This window comes from Caulobacter sp. GW821-FHT09B11, from assembly GCF_059418205.1.
In genome coordinates, this window is sequence record NZ_JBWKPK010000038.1 from 20,701 (window position 1) to 42,099 (window position 21,399).

Here is a 21,399-nt window from a genome sequence, read left to right on the forward strand (position 1 = left end):
GATGTTGAGGCCACCATGCTCATCGGCTCCGGCCTGAAGCGCTCCGAGCACAAGAAGGCCGAGATCCTGGCGGCGGCGCGCGAGATCTTCCTCAAGGAAGGCTACGCCGACGCGGGCATGGAATCGGTAGCCCGCGCCGCGGGCGTCTCGACCGCCACGCTCTATGCCTACTTCCCAAGCAAGGCCGAACTGTTCCGCACCGTCGTCGTCGACAGCGTGCGCAGCATGGCCGAGCCGGTGCGCGAAAGCGCCAAGGCGGTCGGCGACGCCCGCGCCCGGCTCACCGCCCTCTCCCGCGCCTACGCCACCTTCTTCGCCACGCCGGAGACGCGGGCGATGTTCCGGATGGTGACCTCCGAGCGGCGGCGCTTCGAGGGGGTGGCCGACCACTTCCTGGGCGCGGCGCGCGAGTCGCTGGGCGGGGCGGCGATCCAGGTGGTCAGGGAACTGAGCGAGTCCGGCGACCTCAAGGTCGACAAGCCCTCATGGGCGGCCGGCCAGCTGATGGGCATGCTGGACCACGCCACCCTGGTGCTGGGCCTGTCGGCCGGCGACGAGGTGCAACCCGACCGGCCGGTGGCCCAGATCGCCGAGGACGCCGTCGAGACCTTCCTGGCCCGCTACGCGACCAAGTGAGGCGTCCGGACGTGACGCGAGAGCGCGACATCAACCGCCCCAAAGCGCGCCCTATCAGGGGAACAGGCGCCTGGTCGTCCAGGCGCCGTCGACGCGGTCATAGACCAGGCGCTCGTGCAGGCGGAACGGCCGGTCGCGCCAGAACTCGATGACCTGCGGCACGATGCGGAAGCCCGACCAGTGCGGCGGACGCGGCACCTTGCCGATCAGGCCGTGCTTGAGGCCCATCTCGGCCACGCGGCGCTCCAGCGCCAGGCGGTCGGGCAGCGGCCGCGACTGGTCGCTGGCCCAGGCGCCCAGCTGGCTGTGGCGGGCGCGGCTGGCGAAATAGGCGTCGGCCTCGGCCTCGCTGACCGGCTCGACGACGCCGCGCACCCGCACCTGGCGGCGCAGCGACTTCCAGTGGAACAGCAGGGCGGCCTTGGGATTGGCGGCCAGCTCCACGCCCTTGGCGCTTTCCAGGTTGGTGTAGAAGACAAAGCCCCGGCTATCGACGTCCTTCAGCAGCACCATGCGCGAGTCGGGCATGCCGGACTCGTCGACCGTCGAGACGGTCATGGCGTTGGGATCGTTGGGCTCGGACTTGCCGGCCTCGGCCAGCCACTCGCCGAACAGGTGGATCGGGTCGCCCTCCGGCAGCAGCGGCGGCGGGGTCGCGTTGGTCACCTGGGAGACGTAGTCGTCCTCGCTGGGCGAGGCGGGGATCAGCGGCGCGTCGGTCATGGTGCTGGATATAGGCCCGCGCGCGGCGGTGGACCATGCTTGACCGACACGTACGCGCCCCTCAGTTTCGCTCCCATGACTCTCGCCGCCCGCGCCCGCCTCGCCTGGATCCCGCTCGCCCTGTGGGCGGTCTTCGTCGCCTGGAAGGTCACGGAGTTCGCGATCGAGCGCCCGCCGACGACCTTCGGCTTCTGGGCGGGCAAGGTGTTCATCGCCGCCTTCCTGGTTCCCGCCGGCTACGCGGCCTTCGCCTTCGCGCGAGGATGGGGCCGCCGCGCCCGGACCGAGGGCCCGCAGGTCGAGCTGCCGGTCACCTGGCACAAGCGTAGCGGCTCCTGGCTGGTGATCGGCATGTTCGGGCTGATGGCCCTGATCTTCGGCGTCCTGTCGCTGATCGCCGCAAGGGTCTGACCGAAAGTCTTAACTTAACCCGGCGTTGACCAAGTCCGCGCGAGGGTCGCGGCATGACCGCCGCCCAGGCCCCTTCCCTGTCCCTTTCCGCCGCCCGCGCCATTCTGGGCGTCGCGCCCGGCGCCGACGAGCGCGAGCTGCGCGCGGCCTATCGCGAGGCGGCCAAGCGCGCCCACCCCGACCGTCCGGGCGGCGACGCGGCCCTGTTCCGCGACGTGCTGGCGGCCTACCGCATGCTGCAGGGCGCGGACGCGCCGGCGCCCATGGGCTTTCCCCCCGCCACCGTCGAGACCCCGGCCATGCCGAGCCAGGCCTGCCTGGACATCGACGCGGCCTTCGCCTTTTCCGGCGGCGCGCTGGAGATGCAGGTCGGCGATCGCCGCCTGCGCCTGACCCTGCCCGCGGGCCTTCGCCAGCGCGACACCGTGCGGGTCGGCGACACCCTGCTGACCGTGCGCATCAAGGCTGATCCCGCCGCCATGGTGCGCAGCCACGACCTGTGGCTGACCGTGCAGCTGGACGCCAAGGTCCTGGCCGAGGGCGGCCGCGTGGAGCTGGACACGATCATCGGCCCGCGCACCGTGTGGATCTCGACCAAGGCCGCCGAGCGGGGCCTGGTGCGCCTCAACGGCCAGGGCCTGCCGGCCCGCGCCGCCCATCCGGCCGGCGACCTCTTCCTGCGCCTGGAGCGCACCGGAACCGTGCACGAAAGCGCCGCCCGCTCGCAGCTGAAGCGCTTCGCGGCCGCCTGGGCGGCTTAAGGCCTCACTCCAGCGTCATGCCCGGCGTCCAGCCGCTGGCGGCCAGGAAGGCGCGGGCGTCCGAGACCGTGAGGATCTCGCGCAGCGCCGCCTGCTTGTCCGGGGCCTTGTCGTAATAGGCCTTGGCGATGCGGTAGCCGACCCAGTAGCCGAGGTCGGCGGGCTTCTCGAGCGTGGAATTGTAGAACCAGGCCGACAGGTCGGTCTTGTCGAGGTCGGCGGCGAAGGCGGTCTCGATCTCGCGCTCGCGGCCCCTGGTCAGCGGTCCGAAATAGACATAGGCCGGGCGGCCCAGCAGCAGCGCGGTGACGAACTCGGCCCCGCCCTCGACAAGCGCGCTTTCCAGCACGGTCGGCTGCTGTTTCTCGGTCAGCAGCGGGTTCTGCTGGGCGTGGGCGTATTCGTGGATCAGCACGCCGACGAAACGGCTCTCGACGTCGGGATCGATGAAGTCGACGGTGCACAGCGCCTCCAGCCCCACCTGAACGCCGGTGACCGGGCTGCCGATGGCGATCGGCTTGCCCCGGCCGACGGCGACGGTCACCGACGGCACGAGCGCCTGCGGATACAGGACCGCGAACCTGGCCAGGGCCGTATCGACCCGGCCCTTCACCCGCGGCAGGGTCGCGGCGCAGTCGCGGGCGCGCAGATAGAGCTCGGGCCGGGCGGCGATGGTCTCGGCCAGGCGGGTCGCCGTGGTGCGACGAGCCTCGAAGAAGGTGCGCAGGCCCGGCGAGCCGGCGTCGATGTAGCGGCTCTGCAGCTGCTCGGCGCTGGGCCGGCCGCCGGTCTCGTCATAGAGGCGGTAGAAGAGATCGACGTCGGCGGTGTCGAGCGTCGCCTTCTGCGGCTGCGCCCAGGCCGGGCCGGCCAGCGCGACGGCGACGGCCAGGCCCGCCTTCAGAAACCAGGATCCCACGCGCCCCTCCCCCATCTTTCGAGATGGGCGAGGCTGACCCGCGCCGGCGGTCAAAATCAAGCGCGCGAAAAATCGACGACGTCGCTCTTGTTTTTATATCGCGCACGATTAAATCGTACTCACCAATTCAATCGCAGGAGCGAACCCGATGAGCACTCTCTACCAAACCCGCGCCACGGCCACCGGCGGCCGCGAAGGCGGCGTCCGCAGCGCCGACGGCCTGCTGGACGTGCGCCTGGCCATGCCCAAGGCCTTGGGCGGCAAGGAAGACGGCACCAATCCCGAGCAGCTGTTCGCGGCCGGCTACGCCGCCTGCTTCCAGAGCGCCATGGCCTTCGTGGCCCGCCAGCAGAAGATCCCGCTGACCGGCTCGACCGTCACCGGCGTCGTCGGCCTGGCCGCCCAGGAAGTCGGCTTCAAGCTGGAAGTGGCGCTGGAAGTCGAGACCCAAGGCCTTTCGCAGGAAGCCGCCGAAGCCCTGGTTGCCACGGCGCACCAGGTCTGCCCCTATTCCAACGCCACCCGCGGCAACATCGACGTCGCCCTCAGCGTAAAGGCCGCATGAGTTCCGAAACGGACAAACCCAGGCATGACGCGGTCGAGGTCTTGCGCCTCGACCGCCAGCTCTGCTTCGCGCTCTACAGCGCCGCCAACCGGGTGACGCGGCTCTACCGGCCGCTGCTCGACGCGCTGGGCATCACCTATCCGCAGTACCTGGCCCTGCTGGTGCTGTGGGAGAAGAGCCCGCGCACGGTCGGCGAGGTGGGCGAGGCGCTGGACCTGGAGTCCAGCACCCTCACCCCCCTGCTCAAGCGCCTGGAAACCGCCGGCCTGATCGCCCGCGGCCGCGATCCACAGGACGAGCGGCGGGTGATCGTGTCTTTGACAGACGCGGGCGACGCCATGCGCGACAAGGCGCTGGAAGTGGCCGAGCAGTTCTTCTGCAAGCTGGACACGCCGCTGCCGGAGCTGGTGGAGCTGCGCGAACGGCTGAAGCGGCTGGCGGTTTAGGGACGATCCTCCCACCCTCCCCGCCTCCCCTTTAATCCCGTCATTCCCGCCCTTGTGGCGGGAACCCCTGGTTCCGTCCGCACGAGAAGCGCCAGCGGATCGCCAGCGATCCGCCCCACCCGCCCTTGCGGCTGACAGAGGGGTTCCCGCCACAAGGGCGGGTATGACGGGAGTATGGGATGGGCTGTGCGCCTCTGCGTCCCCTGCCCCCATGGCGCACGCGCCCCCAACCCGCTAAACCCGCGCCCATGCTGCGTCTTTCCGAACTGAAGCTGCCCCTGGACCATCCGCCGGAGGCCATGGCCCCGGCCATTTGCGCGCGCCTGGGGATCGAGCCGGCCGACCTGCTGGACGTCAAGCTCTGGCGGCGCGCCCACGATGCGCGCAAGAAGTCGGCGATCCTGATGATCTACACGGTCGACGTCGCCCTGCGCGACGAGGCCGCCGTGCTGGCGCGGTTCGCCGCCGACCACCAGGTGCGGGCGACGCCCGACACCGACTACCGCTTCCCCGCCCGTGCGCCGGAGGGCTTCGACGGCCCGCGTCCGGTGGTGATCGGGGCCGGTCCCTGCGGCCTGTTCGCCGGGCTGGTGCTGGCCCAGATGGGCTTCAAGCCGATCATCCTCGATCGCGGCAAGGTGGTGCGCGAGCGCACCAAGGACACCTGGGCCCTGTGGCGCAAGAGCGAGCTGAACCCGGAGTCGAACGTCCAGTTCGGCGAGGGGGGCGCCGGCACCTTCTCGGACGGCAAGCTCTACAGCCAGATCAAGGATCCGCGCTTCCTGGGCCGCAAGGTGCTGGAGGAATTCGTCGCCGCCGGCGCGCCCGAAGAGATCCTGACCGAGGCCCACCCGCACATCGGCACCTTCCGCCTGGTGCACATGGTCGAGAACATCCGCGCCCTGATCGAGAGCCTGGGCGGCGAATACCGCTGGGAGCATCGGGTCGAGGACTTCGACATCGAGACCGCCGAAGACGGCGCCCGCCGGCTGAAGGGCCTGCGTCTGTCGACCGGCGAGTATCTGGAGACCGGGCACGTGGTGCTGGCCGTCGGCCACAGCGCCCGCGACACCTTCGAGGTCCTGCACGAGCGCGGCGTCCATATCGAGGCCAAGCCGTTCTCGATCGGCGTGCGCATCGAGCACCCGCAGTCGTGGATGGACAAGGCGCGGTTCGGGGCCTGCGCCGGCCATCCGGACCTGGGCGCGGCCGACTACAGCCTGTCGCACCACTGCTCCAACGGCCGCACGGTCTACAGCTTCTGCATGTGCCCGGGCGGCACGGTGGTGGCGGCGACCTCGGAGCCGAACCGGGTCGTGACCAACGGCATGAGCCAGTATTCGCGCAACGAGCGCAACGCCAACTCCGGCTTTGTCGTGGCCATCGATCCAGAGCGCGACTATCCGGGCCACCCGCTGGCCGGCGTCGAATTCCAGCGCAAATGGGAGTCCCTGGCCTTCACCGCCGGCGGCGGCGACTACAAGGCCCCGGCCCAGAAGGTCGGCGATTTCCTGGCCGGCCGGCCGTCTGAGGCGCTGGGCGAGGTGTCGCCGTCCTACAAGCCGGGGATCAGGATGACGGATCTCTCCGAATGCCTGCCGCCCTTCGTGCTGGAGGCCATGCGCGAGGCCTTGCCCGTCTTTGGCCGCCAGATCGCCGGCTACGACCACCCGGACGTGCTGATGACCGGGGTCGAGACCCGCACCTCATCGCCGATCCGCATCACCCGCGGCAAGGACCTGCAAAGCCTCAACACCGCCGGCCTGTTCCCGGCCGGCGAAGGCGCGGGCTACGCCGGCGGCATCCTGTCGGCGGGCGTGGACGGCATCAAGATCGCCGAGGCCGTGGCCGCGGCGTACGTGGAGAAGGGGTGGGCGGCGGAGGCTTAGGAAAACCCTCTCTCTTAGAGAGAGGAGGGGCCCGCCGCCAAAGGCGGTGGGAGGGTGAGAGGTTTCACCGCCGGCCGGCAAATCCCAACGCGTTCCGACGGGCTTCCAGACGCCGCCCCCTTATTCCCGTCATTCCCGCCCTTGTGGCGGGAAACCCTCTGTCGGCCGCAAGAGCGGAAGGGGCGGACTGCCGAGCAGTCCGCTTGCAGTTCAGGTGCGAACGGAACCAGGGGTTCCCGCCACAAGGGCGGGAATGACGGGAGATTGAAGTGGCCCCCAGAGCTCTCCTGAACAGTCAAATATCAATGTTCACATTACCACTCGCGTGACGAGAATTCTCACTCACACCCGCTTTTCGCGACTAAAGATGGTGAAAATCAGCGATATCGGAACTTAACCTTGTTGCGCTAGGCTGAACTCTAGTCGGCGTTTTCCAGGGATTTCGATCGTGACCCAGGCCTCAGGCCGCGAAGCCTTGCTCGTGGACGCCAGTTCGTTCTTCGAGGTCTCGCTCGACCTGCTGGTCATACGAGACCTGCAAGGCACGGTGCTGAAGGCCAGCCGGTCCTGGCAGACCAAGCTGGGGCACAGCCCCGAGGACATGGAAGGCCGCCCCCTGCTGCGGCTGGTCCATCCGGAAGACATGCCGGGCACCCGGGACAGCGTGGTCGAGGTCGAGACCCGGCGCGACGGCGATCCCGTCCTCGGCTTCATCAACCGCTACCGCCATGCCGACGGCCACTACCGCACGCTGGAATGGCGGGCCCAGCGGGCCGGCGACCGCATCTACGGCGTGGCCCGCGACGTCACCGACCGGGTCGCGGCCGAGCGCCACCTGCTGGAGGCCAAGATGGCGGCCGAGGCCGCCAACCGGGCCAAGTCCGACTTCCTGGCCAATATCAGCCACGAGATCCGCACGCCGTTGAACGGCGTCATCGGCATCATCGACGCCCTGTCGCGCACGACGCTCACCCCCGAGCAGGCCGAGATGGTCGGGCTGGTGCGCGATTCCGGCGCGACCCTGGAGCGGCTGGTGTCCGACTTCCTCGACGTCTCCAAGATCGAGGCCGGCCAGCTGCAGCTGGAGAACCGCTCGTTCAACCTCGACCAGGCGCTGCGCCCCGGCGTCGAGGTGCTGCGCCGCCGCGCGCAGGAGAAGGGCCTGACCTTCACAATCGAGCGCCCGGCCCTCACCGGCGGCCGGCATCTGGGCGACGGCCTGCGCCTGAGCCAGGTGCTCAACAACCTGCTGTCCAACGCCATCAAGTTCACCGACGAAGGCGGGGTCACCTTGCGCGTCGGCTCGGAGGAGATCGCCGGCGAGACCCGCCTGACCTTCGAGATCGAGGACACCGGCATCGGCTTCAAGGCAGACCAGGCCGGGGACCTGTTCAACCGCTTCAGCCAGGCCGACCAGTCGATCAGCCGCCGGTTCGGCGGTACGGGCCTGGGACTGTCGATCTGCCGCTCGCTGGTCGACATGATGGGCGGCGAGATCTCGGCGACGTCGCGGCCGGGCGTCGGCAGCCGCTTCGTCGTCACGCTCAGCCTGCCTCGCCTGCAGGAGGCCGTCGAAGCCAGCGCCGACGTCGATCCCGTCCCGTTCGAGCCGATCGCCCTGCCCGACCAGCCGCTGCGCGTGCTGCTGGTCGAGGACCATCCCACCAACCAGCGCGTCGCCCAGCTGATCCTGGCCTCGCAGGGCGCCCAGGTGGTGACCGTCGAGGACGGCCTGGAGGCGATCGCCGCCTTCGGGGACGGCGCGTTCGACGTGGTGCTGATGGACATGCAGATGCCGCGCATGGACGGCCTGACCGCCACCCGCGCCATCCGCGCCCTGGAGGCCGAACGCGGCGCGACGCGCACGCCGATCGTCATGCTCAGCGCCAACGCCCTGATGAAGCATCGCCACGAAGCCCTGGACGCCGGCGCCGACCTACACGTCTCCAAGCCGATCACCGCCGCCAACCTGCTGGCGGGCATCCAGGCGGCGGTGGCTTAGGCCGGATCGGCAATCACCTGGCCGCCTCCAAATCCGTCCTTCCCCGCGAAGGCGGGGACCCAAGCTGGCATTCAGGACTTGGCGCGGCCGTGGGTCATCTCCAGACGCGGCTTGGATCCCCGCCTTCGCGGGGATGCTCGGATGAAAGAGCAGCCCAAGGAACCTGACCTAGCGCAGCAGCGACACCGGAGCGCCGACGGGCACGACGGCCGCGCGGCCGGTCCTGGCGTCGACCAGCACGTCGTGGGGGCCGCGCACGTCCTGATCGGTTCGCGTCTGCAGGCGCCAGACGCGCCCCTCCCGTTTCGGTTCGCTGGCGGTGTAGGGCATGTCGGAGAGGCGCAGCGTGTTGTAGGCGATGCCTTCGGCGGCGTCCGCGTCGGCGTCGCGCAGGCGCACCTGCCAGGCCAGCATCTCGGGATGCAGCGCGGCCCAGGTGATGGGCGCGCAGCCGTACCAGTCGCAGCGGCTGGCCTCGGCGACCATCGGCACGGGGATCGTCAGGGCCAGAAAGGCGGCCGCATGGGCCATGCGGCGTCGCCAGATCCAGAACCCCGCGCCGGCCAGGCCCACGACCCCGGCCACGACGGTGAGGATCGACAGCACGGCCCAGGCGTCGAAAACGTCGCTGCGGGTGGCGATGTACCAGAGATAGTCGGCGCCGCCCCAGATGGCGGCCATGGCCCCGATCGCGAGATAGACGGCCAGCAGGGCGAACAGCACCCAGCCGACGATCCTCGCCCACCTGGTCTTCTTGTTCACGAGCCGCCCTCCCCGCCGAGCAGAGAGACTAGAGCAAGCGCGCAGGTTGACCAGCCCACGACGCGCACACAAAAAGGCCCGGACGATCGCTCGTCCGGGCCTTCGTCGTTTCAGTCCGTCAGGCCGATCAGGCCGCTTCGGCCTGTTCGGCCGACTCTTCTTGCTTGGATCCGGCCGATCAGGCCGCTTCGGCCTGTTCGGCCGGCAGGCGGATCAGGTAGTCGAAGGCCGACAGCGAGGCCTTGGCGCCCTCGCCCATGGCGATGATGATCTGCTTGTACGGCGTGGTCGTCGCATCGCCGGCCGCGAAGACGCCCGGCATCGAGGTCTCGCCGCGGTAGTCGACCTCGATCTCGCCGCGGTTGGACAGGGCGACGTTCGAGTCCTTCAGCCACTCGGTGTTGGGCACCAGGCCGATCTGCACGAACACGCCTTCCAGGTCGACGCGGTGGGCCGTGTCGTGGTTGCGGTCCTTGTAGGACAGGCCGTTCACCTTCGAACCGTCGCCGTGGATCTCGGTGGTCATGGCCGAGGTGACGATGGTGACGTTGGGCAGGCTGGCGAGCTTGCGTTGCAGCACCGCGTCGGCGCGCAGCTGGCTATCGTACTCGATCAGGGTGACGTGGGCGACGAGGCCGGCCAGATCGATGGCCGCCTCGACGCCGCTGTTGCCGCCGCCGATCACCGCGACGCGCTTGCCCTTGAACAGCGGGCCGTCGCAGTGCGGGCAATAGGCCACGCCCTTGTTCTTGTACTCGGCCTCGCCGGGCACGTTGACGTTCCGCCAGCGGGCGCCGGTGGACAGGATCACGGTGCGCGACTTCAGGCTGGCGCCGTTCTCGAGCTTGACCTCGATCAGGCCGCCCGGGGTCTTCGGCGCCACCAGGCCGACGGCCTTCTGCAGGTTCATCACGTCGACGTCGTACTGCTTGACGTGCTGCTCCAGCGCCGTGGCCAGCTTGGGGCCTTCGGTGTGCTGGACCGAGATGAAGTTCTCGATGGCCATGGTGTCGAGCACCTGGCCGCCGAAGCGTTCGGCGGCGACGCCCGTACGAATGCCCTTGCGGGCGGCGTAGACGGCCGCGGCCGCGCCGGCGGGACCGCCGCCGATGACCAGCACCTCGAAGGCGTCCTTGGTCTTGATCTTCTCGGCGGCGCGGGCTTCGGCGCCGGTGTCGAGCTTGGCCAGGATCTGCTCGACCTCCATGCGGCCCTGGCCGAACGGCTGGCCGTTCAGCAGGATGGTCGGCACGGCCATGACCTGGCGCTGCTCGACTTCCGCCTGGAACAGAGCGCCGTCGATGGCGACGTGGCGGATGCGGGGGTTCAGGGCGCTCATGGTGTTCAGCGCCTGCACCACGTCGGGGCAGTTCTGGCAGGACTGCGAGAAATAGGTTTCGAAGCTGTAGTCGCCGTCCAGGCCCTTGATGCGCTCGATGACCTCGGCGTCGAGGCGCGGCGGGTGGCCGCCGACGTGCAGCAGGGCCAGCACCAGCGAGGTGAACTCGTGGCCCAGCGGCAAGCCGGCGAAACGCACATCCGCATCACCAGCCGCGCGGGTGATGGCGAACGAAGGCTTGCGGGCGTCGTCGCCTGCCAGGTTCAGGCTGACCTTGTCGGACGTCGCCGCGACGTCTTCCAGCAGGGCCAGCATGTCCTTCGAACCCTTGTCGTCGCCGAGGGAGGCGACCAGTTCGATCGGCTGGCGCAGGTTCTGCAGATAGGTGCTCAGTTGGGTCTTCAGACCAGCGTCCAGCATGACGGGCTCCCAGAAAACGGAGGGGAGGAAAAGGTGCGTTCGATTGTCTTGGGGGAGGGTCGAACGCGGCGAACGATCGAGAGTTGCGCCGCCGCCCCAGAGGGGAGAGGAGCGGCGGCGCGGGGCAGGCTTTAGTGCTTAGATCTTGCCGACGAGGTCGAGCGAGGGGGCCAGGGTCTTTTCACCCTCTTCCCACTTGGCCGGGCAGACTTCGCCCGGGTGCGAGGCCACGTACTGGGCGGCCTTGATCTTGCGCAGCAGCTCGATGGCGTTGCGGCCGATGCCTTCGGCGGTGGTCTCGGTGAACTGGATCACGCCTTCCGGGTCGATCAGGAAGGTGCCGCGGTCGGCCAGGCCGACGCCCGGACGCATCACTTCGAAGTTGTTGGTGATCGTGCCCGAGGGGTCGCCGACCATGTGGTACTTGATCTTGCCGATGGCCGGCGAGCTGTCGTGCCAGGCCTTGTGCGAGAAGTGGGTGTCGGTCGACACGGCGTAGATCTCGACGCCCAGGCGGGTGAAGACGTCGTAGTTGTCGGCCAGGTCTTCCAGTTCGGTCGGGCAGACGAAGGTGAAGTCGGCCGGGTAGAAGAAGACCACCGACCACTTGCCCTTCAGGTCGGCGTCGCTGACCGTGACGAACTTGCCGTCCTTGTAGGATTGGGCGGTGAAGGGTTTGATCTCGGTGTTGATCAGCGACATGAGACGCTCCGTTGGAAAGGATGCGTCGTAGGTATCGCGCCGCAGCAAATAGGTCCAATCGATAAAATCAGTTCGCGAGATAGATATTCCCTATAGTCCTGTCAGGACGCCTTCCGCTCAAGCTTAGCCATGCTGATAGCTTGCGGGCCATAGGGTTCGGCGGGCGGCAGGCAGCGCACCAGGACCTCGGCGACAAGGCTCGGGTCGGACGCGATCGGCGGCGGTTCGCCGAACACCGTACGCCAAAGTTCGACCAGTTCTTCGCAGGTGCGGTCGGTCACATGAAATCCTCGTTTCCGAGGAGGGAAAGCGTTATGCGGCAAGGGGTTGCTGGTTAATAAGCGAGGCTGGAGCACCTTTTTCCGCACCCTACCCTCCTCCCGTCATTCCCGCCCTTGTGGCGGGAAACCCTGGTTCCGCTCGCAAGTGAAGCGCAAGCGGACTGCTCAGCAGTCCGCCCCACTCGCCCTTGCGGCTGACAGAGGGGTTCCCGCCACAAGGGCGGGAATGACGGGCGTTGGAGTTACTTGAGGGGCAGTTCGAACGGCGTCGCGGGCAGGCGGTTCTGGCCATAGAGGTTCAGCACAGGGCTGTCGGCCCAGGCGAAGCGGACCTTCACGGCGGCGTAGCCGGCCGGGACGGTCAGGCGGACCTTGGCGCCGTCCACGCTCGCATCGACGAAGCGGCACGACTCGGCCGCCTCGCAGAGTTCGAACTCCGCAGGGCGCGCCGATCCGTAGACCACCGCCGGCTGGTCCAGCGTCACGACGACGTCGGCGCCGTCGCGCACGGCCGAGACCGGCGCGGGGCCGGAGGCGTTCAGCGCGCTCTCGCCATAGGCCAGCTTCCTGGCCAGGCCGGCTAGGCGCAGGCCGACCTGCAGCTTGTCGGCCGGGTGGATGTCGTAGGGCGAGCCGATGTCGACGGCCGAGGCCAGGCCGGTGTTCGGGTCGGCGGCGACGGTGCGACGCTGGACGTCGCGCAGCTCGGCCCAGCGCGAGACGCCCGGCTTGTCGGTCTGCGGGCCGAAGCTGGCCAACTGCACCATCAGGAACGGCGCGTCGGGCGCGGCGAATTCGCGGCGCCAGTCGGCGATCAGGGCCGGCATCAGGCGGGCGTATTCGGGGGCCTCGGTGACGTTGGCCTCGCCCTGGTACCAGGCGAAGCCCTTGACGCCGTAGGGCGCAAGCGGGGCGATCATGCCGTTGTGCAGGGTCGACAGGCCAGACGCCCCCAGCCACGGCGCATGCGGCGGCAGGCCGGTATCGGAGAGGTTGGTCGAGACCTTGTAGCGCCAGCTGGCGCCCAGCGGCACGAAGGAGCCGTCGGCCAGCTTCAAGCCCTTGTCCTTGGCCGGCCCCCAGGCCCCGCCGCCGCCGCCGGCGTCGATCGCCCGCACGGCCACGACATTGGCGCCGGCCTTCAGCACGCCGGCCGGGATGACGTAGGCGCGCTTGGCGTCCCAGCCCTCCTGCGAACCGACGGCGCGGCCGTTGACGAAGGTGGTGTCGATGTCGTCGACGGGACCCAGCACCAGGGTGGCGCCCTGCGCCGCCTGGGCCTTGGTCAGGGTGATGGTCGCCCGCAGCCAGATCGTGCCGTCGAAGGTCTCCAGGCCCTGATTGGTCTCCCAGAACTGCTCGGCCGGCATGGTCTTCCAGGCGCGGTCGTCGAAGCCCGGCTTGGCCCAGTTGGCCGCATGCGGCTCGACCCTGGCGGCCCAGCGGTCGAGCATCGCGCCCCAGCGGGCCATGCCCTTGGCGGGGTCCTGGGCGTAGTCGGCCAGCACCGACAGGCCCTCGTCGTAATTGCCCAGCGCCTTGAGGCCCTGCCCGCTGATCCAGTCCTGGATCACCGAGCCGCCCCAGGTGGCGTCGATCAGGCCGACCGGCGCGCCGGTGGTCTTCTTGATCTCGCGGCCCATGAAGTAACAGGCCGCCGAGAAGTTGTTGGCGCTGTCGTAGCTCGACGTCTTCCAGACGGCGTAGGCGGGCAGCGTGTCGCTCGGATGCGGCAGGCTGGTGCGGCCGGTCTGCAGCAGGCGGATCTGCGGGTCGGCAGCGTTCTGCGCCTCGGCCTCGCCCTGGAGCGCGCGGCGCAGCGGGTATTCCATGTTCGACTGGCCCGAGCATAGCCAGACGTCGCCGACCAGCAGGTCGGACACGGTCTGGGTCTCGGCTCCGGCCTTGACGGTCAGGGTCAGCGGCGCGGCGCCGGCGGGGCGGGCCGGAAGCTGGGCGGACCAGCGGCCTTGCGCGTCTGCGGTGGCCGTGACGGCCTGGCCGGAAAGATCGATGGAGACGGCGGCGTTCGGGGCGGCGACGCCCCAGACGGCGATCGGCCGGTCGCGCTGGAGCACGGCGTGGTCGGTGAACACCGAGGCCAGCAGCGGCGCGGCGGCGGCGGGGCCGGCGACGGCCAGGGCGGCTGCCCCGGCGAGCAGGTGACGGGTCAGGCGCACGCGAGGTCTCCGCTTAATCACAACTCAAATCGTCATCCCGGCCGGAGCGAAGCGTAGAGCCGGGACCCAGGGGCGACCGCAGTGCGCCGGCCCCTGGGTCCCGGATAGCCGCTGCGCGGCTTCCGGGATGACGGCAGTTTATAGACTTCAATCCGCCTTGGCCGGGCAGGTCGTGCCGGTCGGGTCGGTGGTCAGCTTCACGCCGCTGATCGAGACCGTCAGGGTCCCGGCCGTGGCCAGCGAGAACGGGGCCTCGACCTTGGTGACGTCCGTGCCGGCGGCTTGGAAGCATTTCAGCGGCACCTTCAGGCTGATCCACTCGCCGGCCTTGGCCGAGGCCAGCACCGAAGTGACGTCGAGCTTGCCGGCGCCGATGGACAGCGTCGTCTTGGCCGAAGGCGCGGCGTCGACGCGGTAGGCAATCTGCAGGGCGATCTCGGCGTTGGTCTGGAAAGTCAGGTCGAAGGCCTTGTCGGCGGCGATCTCGGCCGCGGCGGGCACGCCGCCGCCGAAGGTCAGCTGGCGGCCGGCCTCCTGCACGTTGCCGGCGTCGATCGGCTTGATGTGCACCGAGGTGGTCGGCAGCAGGCGGAACTCGAACGGCGCGGGGGTCTTGCCGCCGACGAAGTAGTTGCTGTCGTTGGCCGCGATGGCGGTGACGCCCGAGACTTCCGACAGCTTGGCCACCTTGCCCGGCTTGGCGTAGCTGAGGCCGTAGCCGTAGGCGAACAGCGGCGAATAGGTCTTGTCGCCCTTGTTCAGCGAGGTCTGGGCGGCGGTCTTGGGCCAGCTGAACGACAGCTTGCCGTTGAAGTCGCGACGGGCCTTGCCGGCCTTGTCGCCCACCAGAACGTCGGCGATCCCGCCGCCTTCCGAGCCCGGCAGCCAGGCGGCGACGAAGGCGTCAGAGGCGTTGATCTCGGGGTTCACCCACAGCGGACGGCCCGACAGGAACACGGCCACCACCGGCACGCCGGCGGCCTTCAGCTTCTTGAGCAAAGCCAGATCGGTCTTGTCGCCGGGCTGGTATTCCAGGGTCTTCAGATCGCCCACGCCCTCGGCGTAGGGGGTCTCGCCGAACACCACGACCGCCACATCGGGCTTGTCGCTGAACGAGCCGTCGACGCTGAGCGTGGCGCTGCCGCCCGAGGCCTCGACCGCGTCCTTGAAGCCCGAATAGATCGACTGGGCGTTGGGGAAGTCGCTGTTCTTGTTGTCGGTGCCCTGCCACGACAGGGTCCAGCCGCCCGACTGCTGGCCGATGTCGTCGGCGCCCGAGCCGGCCACCAGCACCTTCGCGCTGGCCTTGATCGGCAGGACGCCGTTGTTCTTCAGCAGCACCAGCGACTTGGCCACGGCCTCGCGGGCGACGGCGCGGTGATCGGCGTTGCCGACCACGCCCTCGCGGCCTTCCCACGGACGGGCCGTCTGGAAGAGGCCCAGCTTGGCCTTCACGCGCAGGATGCGGCGTACGGCGTCGTCGATGCGGGCCATCGGGATCTCGCCCGACTTGGCCTGGGCCAGCAGGTTGTCATAGAGGCCCTTCCAGCTGTCGGGGGCCATGTACATGTCCAGGCCCGCATTGGCGGCCTGGGCGCAGTTGGTCGGGGTGCAGCCGTCGACCTGGCCGTGGCCGTTCCAGTCGCCGACGATGAAGCCGTCGAAACCCATCCTGCCCTTCAGCACGTCGGTCAGCAGCGACGTGTTGCCGTGCATCTTCTGGCCGTTCCAGCTGTTGAACGAGGCCATGATGGTCATGGTCCCGGCGTTGATGGCCGGAACGTAGCCCTGGGCGTGCAGGCGGATCAGCTCCTGCTCGGAGACTTCCGTATTGCCCTGGTCCTTGCCGTTGGTGGTGCCGCCGTCGCCCAGGAAGTGCTTGGCGCTGGCCGCCACGTGGCCCTTCTGCAGGGCCTGGCCCTCGCTGACGGCGCCCTGCAGGCCCAGGATCATCTCGCGGGCGTACAGGCTGACGATCTGCGGATCTTCCGAATAGCCCTCGAAGGCGCGACCCCAGCGGTCGTCGCGCGGCACGGTCAGGGTCGGACCGAAGGCCCAGTCGAAGCCTGACACCGCTGTCTCCTGGCCGGTAGCGGCGCCGATCTTGCGGATCAGTTCAGGGTCATGGGCGGCGCCCAGGCCGATGTTGTGCGGGAAGAGCGTGGCGCCGACGACGTTGTTGTTGCCGTGCACGGCGTCGATGCCGAACATCAGCGGGATGTTCGTGCCGCCGCGCTGGGCGGCGGCGTCGCGGAAAGCCTTGACGGTGTCGACCCAGGGGCCGACCGGCGAGCGGTCGGGCGCGCCCAGGGGCGGCGAGCTGCCGCCGGCCAGGATCGAACCCAGCGGATAGGTCTTGAGGTCGTCGGCCTTGATCGAGGCGGTGTCGGCCTGGATCATCTGGCCGATCTTCTCCTCGAGCGTCATCTTGGCCAGCAGGCCGTCGACGAAGGCCTCGGTGGCCGGATCGACCAGGCCCTGGCTCTTGGCCGCGGGCCACAGGGCCGGATGGGCGGTGCTCTTGGGACCGTCGGCGGCGAACGCCGGAGCCGACAGAAGGGTGGTCGCCATCAGGGCGATGGTCAGGGTCCTGGTCTTCATTTTCCCCCGCTCTTCCTTGCGCTTCGACGGTCTGAAAGCCGCCTGAATGTTACCGGTATCGAAAGCTCGACGTCGATCCATACACGGTCTAATTAATACGACAAACACTGAGACAACGAATTTTGGGGAGATGATGCATGGGGGCCATTCGCGACGCGCTGCTGGCGGGAGCCGCCTTGACAGCGCTGTATGGGGCGGAAGCCTCCGCCGAAACCCGCACCCTCTCCTCCCCTGACGGCGCCATCTCCGTGCAAGTCTCCGACGAGTCGGGACAGGCGCGCTACGCCGTCGCTTACAGGGGCAAGCCCCTGATCGCGCCCTCGGGCCTAGGCCTGGAGCTCTCCAAGGGCGGCCGCTTCTCCTACGGCGTGAAGATCGTCGGCGCCGAGACCGGCTCGGGCGAAGACGCCTACGACCTGCCGGCCGCCAAGGTCAGTCACGTCTCCCAGAAGCGCAACGAACTGGCGGTCGACTTCCAGGAGGAAGGCGGCCGCCGCTTACGGGTGTTGTTCCGCGCCTACGAGCAGGGCGTGGCCTTCCGCTACGTGCTGCCCCAGCAGGAGGCGACGGCGGCGACCAACGTCAACGACGAGGTGACCGGGTTCTCGTTCCCCAGGGATTACGGCTGCCACGGCCTCAACCTCGGCAAGTTCGGCACCAGCCACGAGGGCGAGTTCGACGCCGTCCAGGCCTCGAAGTTCCGCGAGCACAATCTCTATGACGCCCCGGTGGTCTGCCAGGGCGACAACGCCGCCTTCGCCATCGCCGAGGCCGACCTGAAGGACTGGGCGGGCATGTACCTGACCGGCCGGGGCGACGGTCGCCTTGGCCTGTCGGTCAAGCTGTCGCCGCGCCTCGACGGCTCGGGCACGGCGGTGAAGACCCGGATGGGCGCCGACGTCGTCTCGCCCTGGCGGGTGATCATGATCGCGCCCAAGGCCGGCCAGCTGGTCGAGAACACCCTGCTGACGACGCTGAGCGCGCCGTCGGTCGTGGCCGACACCAGTTGGATCAAGCCCGGCAAGGCCGCCTGGGACTGGTGGAACGGCCCGGCCCTCAAGGCCGTGCCCAACGCCGGCATGAACCCGGAGACCATCAAGGCCTATATCGACTTCGCGGCGAAGAACGGCCTGGAATACATGCTGATCGACGAGGGCTGGAACGTCGGGGCCGGCGGCGCCTCGGTGGTGCGGCCCGGCGCGGACGTCACCCGTCCCAAGCCCGAACTCGACCTGCCGGGCCTGGTCTCCTACGGCCAGGACAAGAAGGTCGGCATCTGGCTGTGGCTGAACTGGAAGGCGCTCGACGCCCAGATGGACGAGGCGCTGCCCCTCTATGAGAAGTGGGGGATCAAGGGGATCAAGGTCGACTTCATGGACCGTGACGATCAAGCGATGGTCGACTTCTACCACCGCCTGCTCAAGCGCGCGGCCGAGCACCACCTGATGGTCGACCTGCACGGCGCCTATCACCCGACGGGCCTGATCCGCACCTATCCGCACTACCTGACGCAGGAAGGCGTGCTGGGGGCCGAGTACAACAAGTGGAGCGCGCGGATCACCGCCACCCACAACGTCAATCTCGCCTACACCCGCATGCTGCTGGGGCCGATGGACTACACCCCCGGCGGCTTCCGCAACGTGACGCCCGACAAGTTCGAACCGCGCGACAGGCTGCCCTTCGTGCAGACGACGCGGGGCCAGGCGCTGGGGATGTTCGTGGTCTTCGACAGCCCCTTCGCCATCGTCGCCGACAGCCCCGACACCTATGCCGAAAGCCCCGAGGGCCTGGACTTCGTCTCGGCCGTGCCGACCAGCTGGGACGAGATCCGCTACGTGACCGGCGAGATCGGCCAGTCGATCGTCGTCGCCCGCCGCAAGGGCGACGAATGGTGGATCGGCGCGCTCAATAACGAGACCGCCCGGACGGTGAAGGTTCCGCTCGACTTCCTGGGCAAGGGTTCGTGGAAGGCCGACGTCCGTGAGGACGGGGCGACCCCGACCAGCCTTGCCGGTTCGAATCCCACCCTCTCCGCCACCTCGACTCTGACCCTGAAACTCGCCGCCAGCGGCGGCGCGGCCGCGCGCCTGACGCCGGTTCCCTAAGCCCATCCCTGGACCGAAGACCCCGCCCTTCGACAAGCTCAGGGTGAGGCCTTCTTACTGACCCGCCTAGCAGTAGCCCTCATCCTGAGCTTGTCGAAGGACGAGGGCGACACCACCGCCAGACTGACGAGACCGACCATGCCCTTCACCCGCCGCGCGCTTCTGGGCGCGACCGCCGGCCTCGCCGCCTCGCCCGCTCTCGCGGCGCCCCGTGGACCGTTCAAGGCCAGCTGGGAGTCGCTGGCGGCCGGCTACAGGACGCCCGACTGGTTCCGCGACGCCAAGCTCGGCATCTGGTCGCACTGGGGCCCGCAATGCGTGCCCGAATACGGCGACTGGTACGGCCGGCAGATGTACCAGCAGGGCAACCCCTTCTACGAACACCACGTGAAGACCTACGGGCACCCGACCAAGTTCGGGTTCATGGAGTTCATCCCGCGCTGGAAGGCGGAGGCCTGGGATCCCGAGGCGCTGATGAAGACCTACGTCGCCGCCGGGGCGAAGTTCTTCATGTCGATGGCCAACCACCACGACAACCTCGACATGTTCGACAGCCGCCACCACGCCTGGAACACCACGCGGGTGGGGCCGAGGCGCGACATCGTCGGGACCTGGGAGAAGGTGGCTCGCAACCACGGCCTGAGGTTCGCCGTCTCCAACCACGCCGCCCACGCCTGGCACTGGTGGCAGACGGCCTATGGCTACGACGCCGAAGGACCGCTGAAGGGCCAGCGCTACGACGCCTTCCGCCTGACCAAGGCCGACGGCAAGGGCAAGTGGTGGCAGGGCCTGGACCCGCAGCAGCTCTATACCGGCCGCAACATGGTGATCCCCGATGGGGTGGGTTCCATCGCCGAGGCCAACGCCTGGCACGACAAGCACGACGGCGAGTGGCTGGAGACCCCGCCGCCCAACAACCCCGCCTTCGTGCGCAACTGGCTGCTGCGCCAGAACGACCTCGTCGACCGCTACAAGCCCGACATGGTCTATTTCGACAACTACGCCCTGCCGCTGGGCCAGGCGGGGCTCGAAGCCACCGCGCACTTCTACAACAACGCCGTCCGCCAGACCGGCCGCACCGACGTGGTGGTGACCGGCAAGAAGCTCACCGCCTTCCAGCGCAAGGCCATCGTGGAGGACGTGGAGCGCGGCTTCTCCGACCGGCTGCGCGACGAGCCCTGGCAGACCGACACCTGCATCGGCAACTGGCACTACGACCGCGGCCTCTATGAGCGCAACGGCTACAAGACCGCGAAAGACGTGGTGCAGCGGCTGACCGACGTGGTCAGCAAGAACGGCACGCTGATGCTGTCGATCCCCCAGCGCGGCGACGGCTCGATCGACGACAAGGAGGCCGCGGTGCTGGCCGACATGGCCGGCTGGATCGCCGTCAACGGCGAGGCGATCTATTCGACCCGTCCGTGGAAGATCTACGGCGAGGGGCCGACGCGCCTCGTCGAAGGCATGCAGAACGAGGGCGACGCCAAGCCGTTCGAGGCCCGCGACATCCGCTTCACCACCAAGGCCGGCGCGCTCTACGCCCTGCCGCTGGTCGAGCCCGGGCGGGAGATGGTGATCGAGAGCCTGGCCGTCGGCGCGCCGCATGCGAGCGGCGAGGTGCGGCGCGTGTCGCTGCTCGGCGGCGATCCCCTGCCCTTCACCCGCGACGGCAAGGGCCTGAAGATCACCCTCCCCGAACGCCGCCCGGCCTTCACCCCGGTGGTGAAGATCGAGGGACCGGGGCTGGCCTAAGGGTTTCAAACACCCGTATGCTCCCTTCCGAAACCGAGGAAGCATACGCCATGACCGACCTTTCCGGCCGCACCGTGCTGATCACCGGCGCCTCGTCGGGCATCGGGGCGAACCTGGCCAAGGCGGCCGCGGCGGCCGGCGCCCGGGTCGCCCTGGCCGCGCGGCGGGCCGACAAGCTGCAGGCCCTGGTCGACGAGATCGGCGCGGCCGGCGGGACCGCCCTGCCCTTTTCGATGGACGTCGAGGACGAGGCCTCGGTGATCGCCGCCTATGACGCGGTCGAGGCCGCCTGGGGCGCGCCGGACTCGGTGATCGCCAACGCCGGGATCAACGTGCGGGCCTCGGCCCTGGACATCGCCATCGAGGACTTCGACAAGATCCTAGGCGTCAACACCCGGGGCGTGTTCCTGACCGCCCGCGAGGGCGCGCGGCGTATGATCAAGGCCGGCGTCGAGGCCCGCGGCCGGGTGCTGCTGGTGGCCTCGATCGGCGCGCACAAGGTGCTGCCGGGCATCACCGCCTACTGCGCCTCCAAGGCCGCCACGGCCCACATGGGCAAGAGCCTGGCCCGCGAGTGGGCGAGCAAGGGCATCAACGTCAACGTGCTGTGCCCGGGCTACATCCGCACCGAGCTGAACGACGACTGGTTCGATACCGAGGGCGGGCAAAAGCTGGTGTCGGGCTTTCCGCGCAGGCGGCTGATGGACACCTCCGACCTTGAGGCGACGGCGCTCTACCTGGTGTCGGACGCGGCGCGGGCGGTGACGGGGTCGGTGATCACGGTGGACGACGGGCAGTCGCTCTAAGATCCTCCCCCTCTGGGGGAGGTGTCGGCGAAGCCGACGGAGGGGGGGGTGTGGCTGATGAGCCCGCCACCGCCTCGAAAGCTGAAAACGGGGGGGGGG

At 69.0% G+C, this 21,399-nt stretch carries 18 protein-coding genes and 2 pseudogenes; 12 read left to right on the forward strand and 8 right to left on the reverse strand.

The window, feature by feature from the left end; translation table 11 throughout:
- The first annotated feature begins 15 nt into the window (after positions 1-15).
- Positions 16-636 carry a TetR/AcrR family transcriptional regulator gene (locus AC07N1_RS22255; protein WP_494673772.1) on the forward strand — a complete coding sequence of 207 codons (621 nt, stop codon included), beginning with the start codon at positions 16-18 and terminating at the stop codon, positions 634-636.
- A gap of 54 nt (positions 637-690) precedes the next feature.
- Here AC07N1_RS22255 and pdxH read toward each other — a convergent pair whose 3' ends face one another.
- On the reverse strand, positions 691-1,359 hold the full coding sequence (pdxH, locus tag AC07N1_RS22260; protein WP_494673773.1) for a pyridoxamine 5'-phosphate oxidase: 669 nt from the start codon (positions 1,357-1,359) through the stop codon (positions 691-693).
- Positions 1,360-1,434: 75 nt separating this feature from the next.
- Between pdxH and AC07N1_RS22265 the strand changes: the two genes are divergently transcribed.
- A complete protein-coding gene (locus AC07N1_RS22265; RefSeq protein ID WP_494673774.1) occupies positions 1,435-1,770 on the forward strand; it encodes a hypothetical protein in 336 nt (111 codons plus the stop codon).
- A gap of 53 nt (positions 1,771-1,823) precedes the next feature.
- A complete protein-coding gene (locus AC07N1_RS22270; protein WP_494673775.1) occupies positions 1,824-2,531 on the forward strand; it encodes a DnaJ domain-containing protein in 708 nt (235 codons plus the stop codon).
- 4 nt (positions 2,532-2,535) lie between these two features.
- Here the strand turns inward: AC07N1_RS22270 and AC07N1_RS22275 are convergent, their stop codons facing one another.
- Positions 2,536-3,450: a DUF2268 domain-containing putative Zn-dependent protease gene (locus AC07N1_RS22275; RefSeq protein ID WP_494673776.1), complete on the reverse strand. Its 915-nt coding sequence runs from the start codon at positions 3,448-3,450 to the stop codon at positions 2,536-2,538.
- 148 nt (positions 3,451-3,598) lie between these two features.
- On the opposite strand from AC07N1_RS22275, the gene AC07N1_RS22280 reads away from it, so the two are divergent.
- From AC07N1_RS22280 to AC07N1_RS22295, 4 genes are all read left to right on the forward strand, one after another.
- Complete coding sequence (locus tag AC07N1_RS22280; protein WP_110118053.1) at positions 3,599-4,015, forward strand: organic hydroperoxide resistance protein; 417 nt, start codon at positions 3,599-3,601, stop codon at positions 4,013-4,015.
- A complete protein-coding gene (locus AC07N1_RS22285; protein WP_494673777.1) occupies positions 4,012-4,461 on the forward strand; it encodes a MarR family winged helix-turn-helix transcriptional regulator in 450 nt (149 codons plus the stop codon). The genes AC07N1_RS22280 and AC07N1_RS22285 overlap by 4 nt, the downstream gene beginning before the upstream one ends.
- A 248-nt stretch (positions 4,462-4,709) precedes the next feature.
- Positions 4,710-6,350 carry an NAD(P)/FAD-dependent oxidoreductase gene (locus AC07N1_RS22290; protein ID WP_494673778.1) on the forward strand — a complete coding sequence of 547 codons (1,641 nt, stop codon included), beginning with the start codon at positions 4,710-4,712 and terminating at the stop codon, positions 6,348-6,350.
- A gap of 448 nt (positions 6,351-6,798) precedes the next feature.
- A complete protein-coding gene (locus AC07N1_RS22295) occupies positions 6,799-8,352 on the forward strand; it encodes an ATP-binding protein (RefSeq protein ID WP_494673779.1) in 1,554 nt (517 codons plus the stop codon).
- Positions 8,353-8,520: 168 nt separating this feature from the next.
- Here AC07N1_RS22295 and AC07N1_RS22300 read toward each other — a convergent pair whose 3' ends face one another.
- The 5 genes from AC07N1_RS22300 to AC07N1_RS22320 form a co-directional block, all read right to left on the reverse strand.
- Entirely contained in the window at positions 8,521-9,114 is a 594-nt protein-coding gene (locus tag AC07N1_RS22300) for a hypothetical protein (RefSeq protein WP_494673780.1), read from the reverse strand.
- Between the two features lie 178 nt (positions 9,115-9,292).
- On the reverse strand, positions 9,293-10,873 hold the full coding sequence (gene ahpF / locus AC07N1_RS22305; RefSeq protein ID WP_494673781.1) for an alkyl hydroperoxide reductase subunit F: 1,581 nt from the start codon (positions 10,871-10,873) through the stop codon (positions 9,293-9,295).
- Positions 10,874-11,011: 138 nt separating this feature from the next.
- Positions 11,012-11,575: an alkyl hydroperoxide reductase subunit C gene (gene ahpC, locus AC07N1_RS22310; protein WP_454761490.1), complete on the reverse strand. Its 564-nt coding sequence runs from the start codon at positions 11,573-11,575 to the stop codon at positions 11,012-11,014.
- 101 nt (positions 11,576-11,676) lie between these two features.
- Entirely contained in the window at positions 11,677-11,856 is a 180-nt protein-coding gene (locus AC07N1_RS22315) for a hypothetical protein (RefSeq protein WP_494673782.1), read from the reverse strand.
- A gap of 242 nt (positions 11,857-12,098) precedes the next feature.
- Positions 12,099-14,036, reverse strand: a complete 1,938-nt coding sequence (locus tag AC07N1_RS22320; RefSeq protein WP_494673783.1) for a sialate O-acetylesterase — start codon at positions 14,034-14,036, stop codon at positions 12,099-12,101.
- Positions 14,037-14,069: 33 nt separating this feature from the next.
- Here AC07N1_RS22320 and AC07N1_RS22325 point away from each other — a divergent pair.
- Positions 14,070-14,141 (forward strand): annotated as a pseudogene (locus tag AC07N1_RS22325) (hypothetical protein); the annotation flags it as partial.
- A gap of 42 nt (positions 14,142-14,183) precedes the next feature.
- Here AC07N1_RS22325 and AC07N1_RS22330 read toward each other — a convergent pair.
- Positions 14,184-16,637: a glycoside hydrolase family 3 protein gene (locus tag AC07N1_RS22330; RefSeq protein ID WP_494673784.1), complete on the reverse strand. Its 2,454-nt coding sequence runs from the start codon at positions 16,635-16,637 to the stop codon at positions 14,184-14,186.
- Between the two features lie 137 nt (positions 16,638-16,774).
- On the opposite strand from AC07N1_RS22330, the gene AC07N1_RS22335 reads away from it, so the two are divergent.
- The 4 genes and pseudogenes from AC07N1_RS22335 to AC07N1_RS22350 all read left to right on the forward strand — a co-directional run bounded on the left by AC07N1_RS22335 (position 16,775) and on the right by AC07N1_RS22350 (position 21,300).
- Positions 16,775-18,742 (forward strand): glycoside hydrolase family 97 protein, encoded by a 1,968-nt coding sequence (locus AC07N1_RS22335; protein ID WP_494673785.1) that lies wholly within the window; start codon positions 16,775-16,777, stop codon positions 18,740-18,742.
- Between the two features lie 27 nt (positions 18,743-18,769).
- Positions 18,770-18,852 (forward strand): annotated as a pseudogene (locus AC07N1_RS22340) (hypothetical protein); the annotation flags it as partial.
- Between the two features lie 28 nt (positions 18,853-18,880).
- Positions 18,881-20,494 (forward strand): alpha-L-fucosidase, encoded by a 1,614-nt coding sequence (locus tag AC07N1_RS22345; protein ID WP_494673786.1) that lies wholly within the window; start codon positions 18,881-18,883, stop codon positions 20,492-20,494.
- A gap of 50 nt (positions 20,495-20,544) precedes the next feature.
- Positions 20,545-21,300, forward strand: a complete 756-nt coding sequence (locus AC07N1_RS22350) for an SDR family NAD(P)-dependent oxidoreductase (RefSeq protein ID WP_494673787.1) — start codon at positions 20,545-20,547, stop codon at positions 21,298-21,300.
- Positions 21,301-21,399 lie beyond the last annotated feature (99 nt).

Excerpts from the sequence above, each read along its gene's own strand:
- AC07N1_RS22350 (WP_494673787.1), top strand. The coding sequence starts at position 20,545 with ATGACCGACCTTTCCGGCCGCACCGTGCTGATCACCGGCGCCTCGTCG.
- ahpC (WP_454761490.1), bottom strand. The coding sequence starts at position 11,575 with ATGTCGCTGATCAACACCGAGATCAAACCCTTCACCGCCCAATCCTAC.
- AC07N1_RS22265 (WP_494673774.1), top strand. The coding sequence starts at position 1,435 with ATGACTCTCGCCGCCCGCGCCCGCCTCGCCTGGATCCCGCTCGCCCTG.
- AC07N1_RS22335 (WP_494673785.1), top strand. The coding sequence starts at position 16,775 with ATGGGGGCCATTCGCGACGCGCTGCTGGCGGGAGCCGCCTTGACAGCG.
- AC07N1_RS22270 (WP_494673775.1), top strand. The coding sequence starts at position 1,824 with ATGACCGCCGCCCAGGCCCCTTCCCTGTCCCTTTCCGCCGCCCGCGCC.
- AC07N1_RS22285 (WP_494673777.1), top strand. The coding sequence starts at position 4,012 with ATGAGTTCCGAAACGGACAAACCCAGGCATGACGCGGTCGAGGTCTTG.
- AC07N1_RS22345 (WP_494673786.1), top strand. The coding sequence starts at position 18,881 with ATGCCCTTCACCCGCCGCGCGCTTCTGGGCGCGACCGCCGGCCTCGCC.
- AC07N1_RS22290 (WP_494673778.1), top strand. The coding sequence starts at position 4,710 with ATGCTGCGTCTTTCCGAACTGAAGCTGCCCCTGGACCATCCGCCGGAG.
- pdxH (WP_494673773.1), bottom strand. The coding sequence starts at position 1,359 with ATGACCGACGCGCCGCTGATCCCCGCCTCGCCCAGCGAGGACGACTAC.
- AC07N1_RS22280 (WP_110118053.1), top strand. The coding sequence starts at position 3,599 with ATGAGCACTCTCTACCAAACCCGCGCCACGGCCACCGGCGGCCGCGAA.
- AC07N1_RS22330 (WP_494673784.1), bottom strand. The coding sequence starts at position 16,637 with ATGAAGACCAGGACCCTGACCATCGCCCTGATGGCGACCACCCTTCTG.
- ahpF (WP_494673781.1), bottom strand. The coding sequence starts at position 10,873 with ATGCTGGACGCTGGTCTGAAGACCCAACTGAGCACCTATCTGCAGAAC.
- AC07N1_RS22255 (WP_494673772.1), top strand. The coding sequence starts at position 16 with ATGCTCATCGGCTCCGGCCTGAAGCGCTCCGAGCACAAGAAGGCCGAG.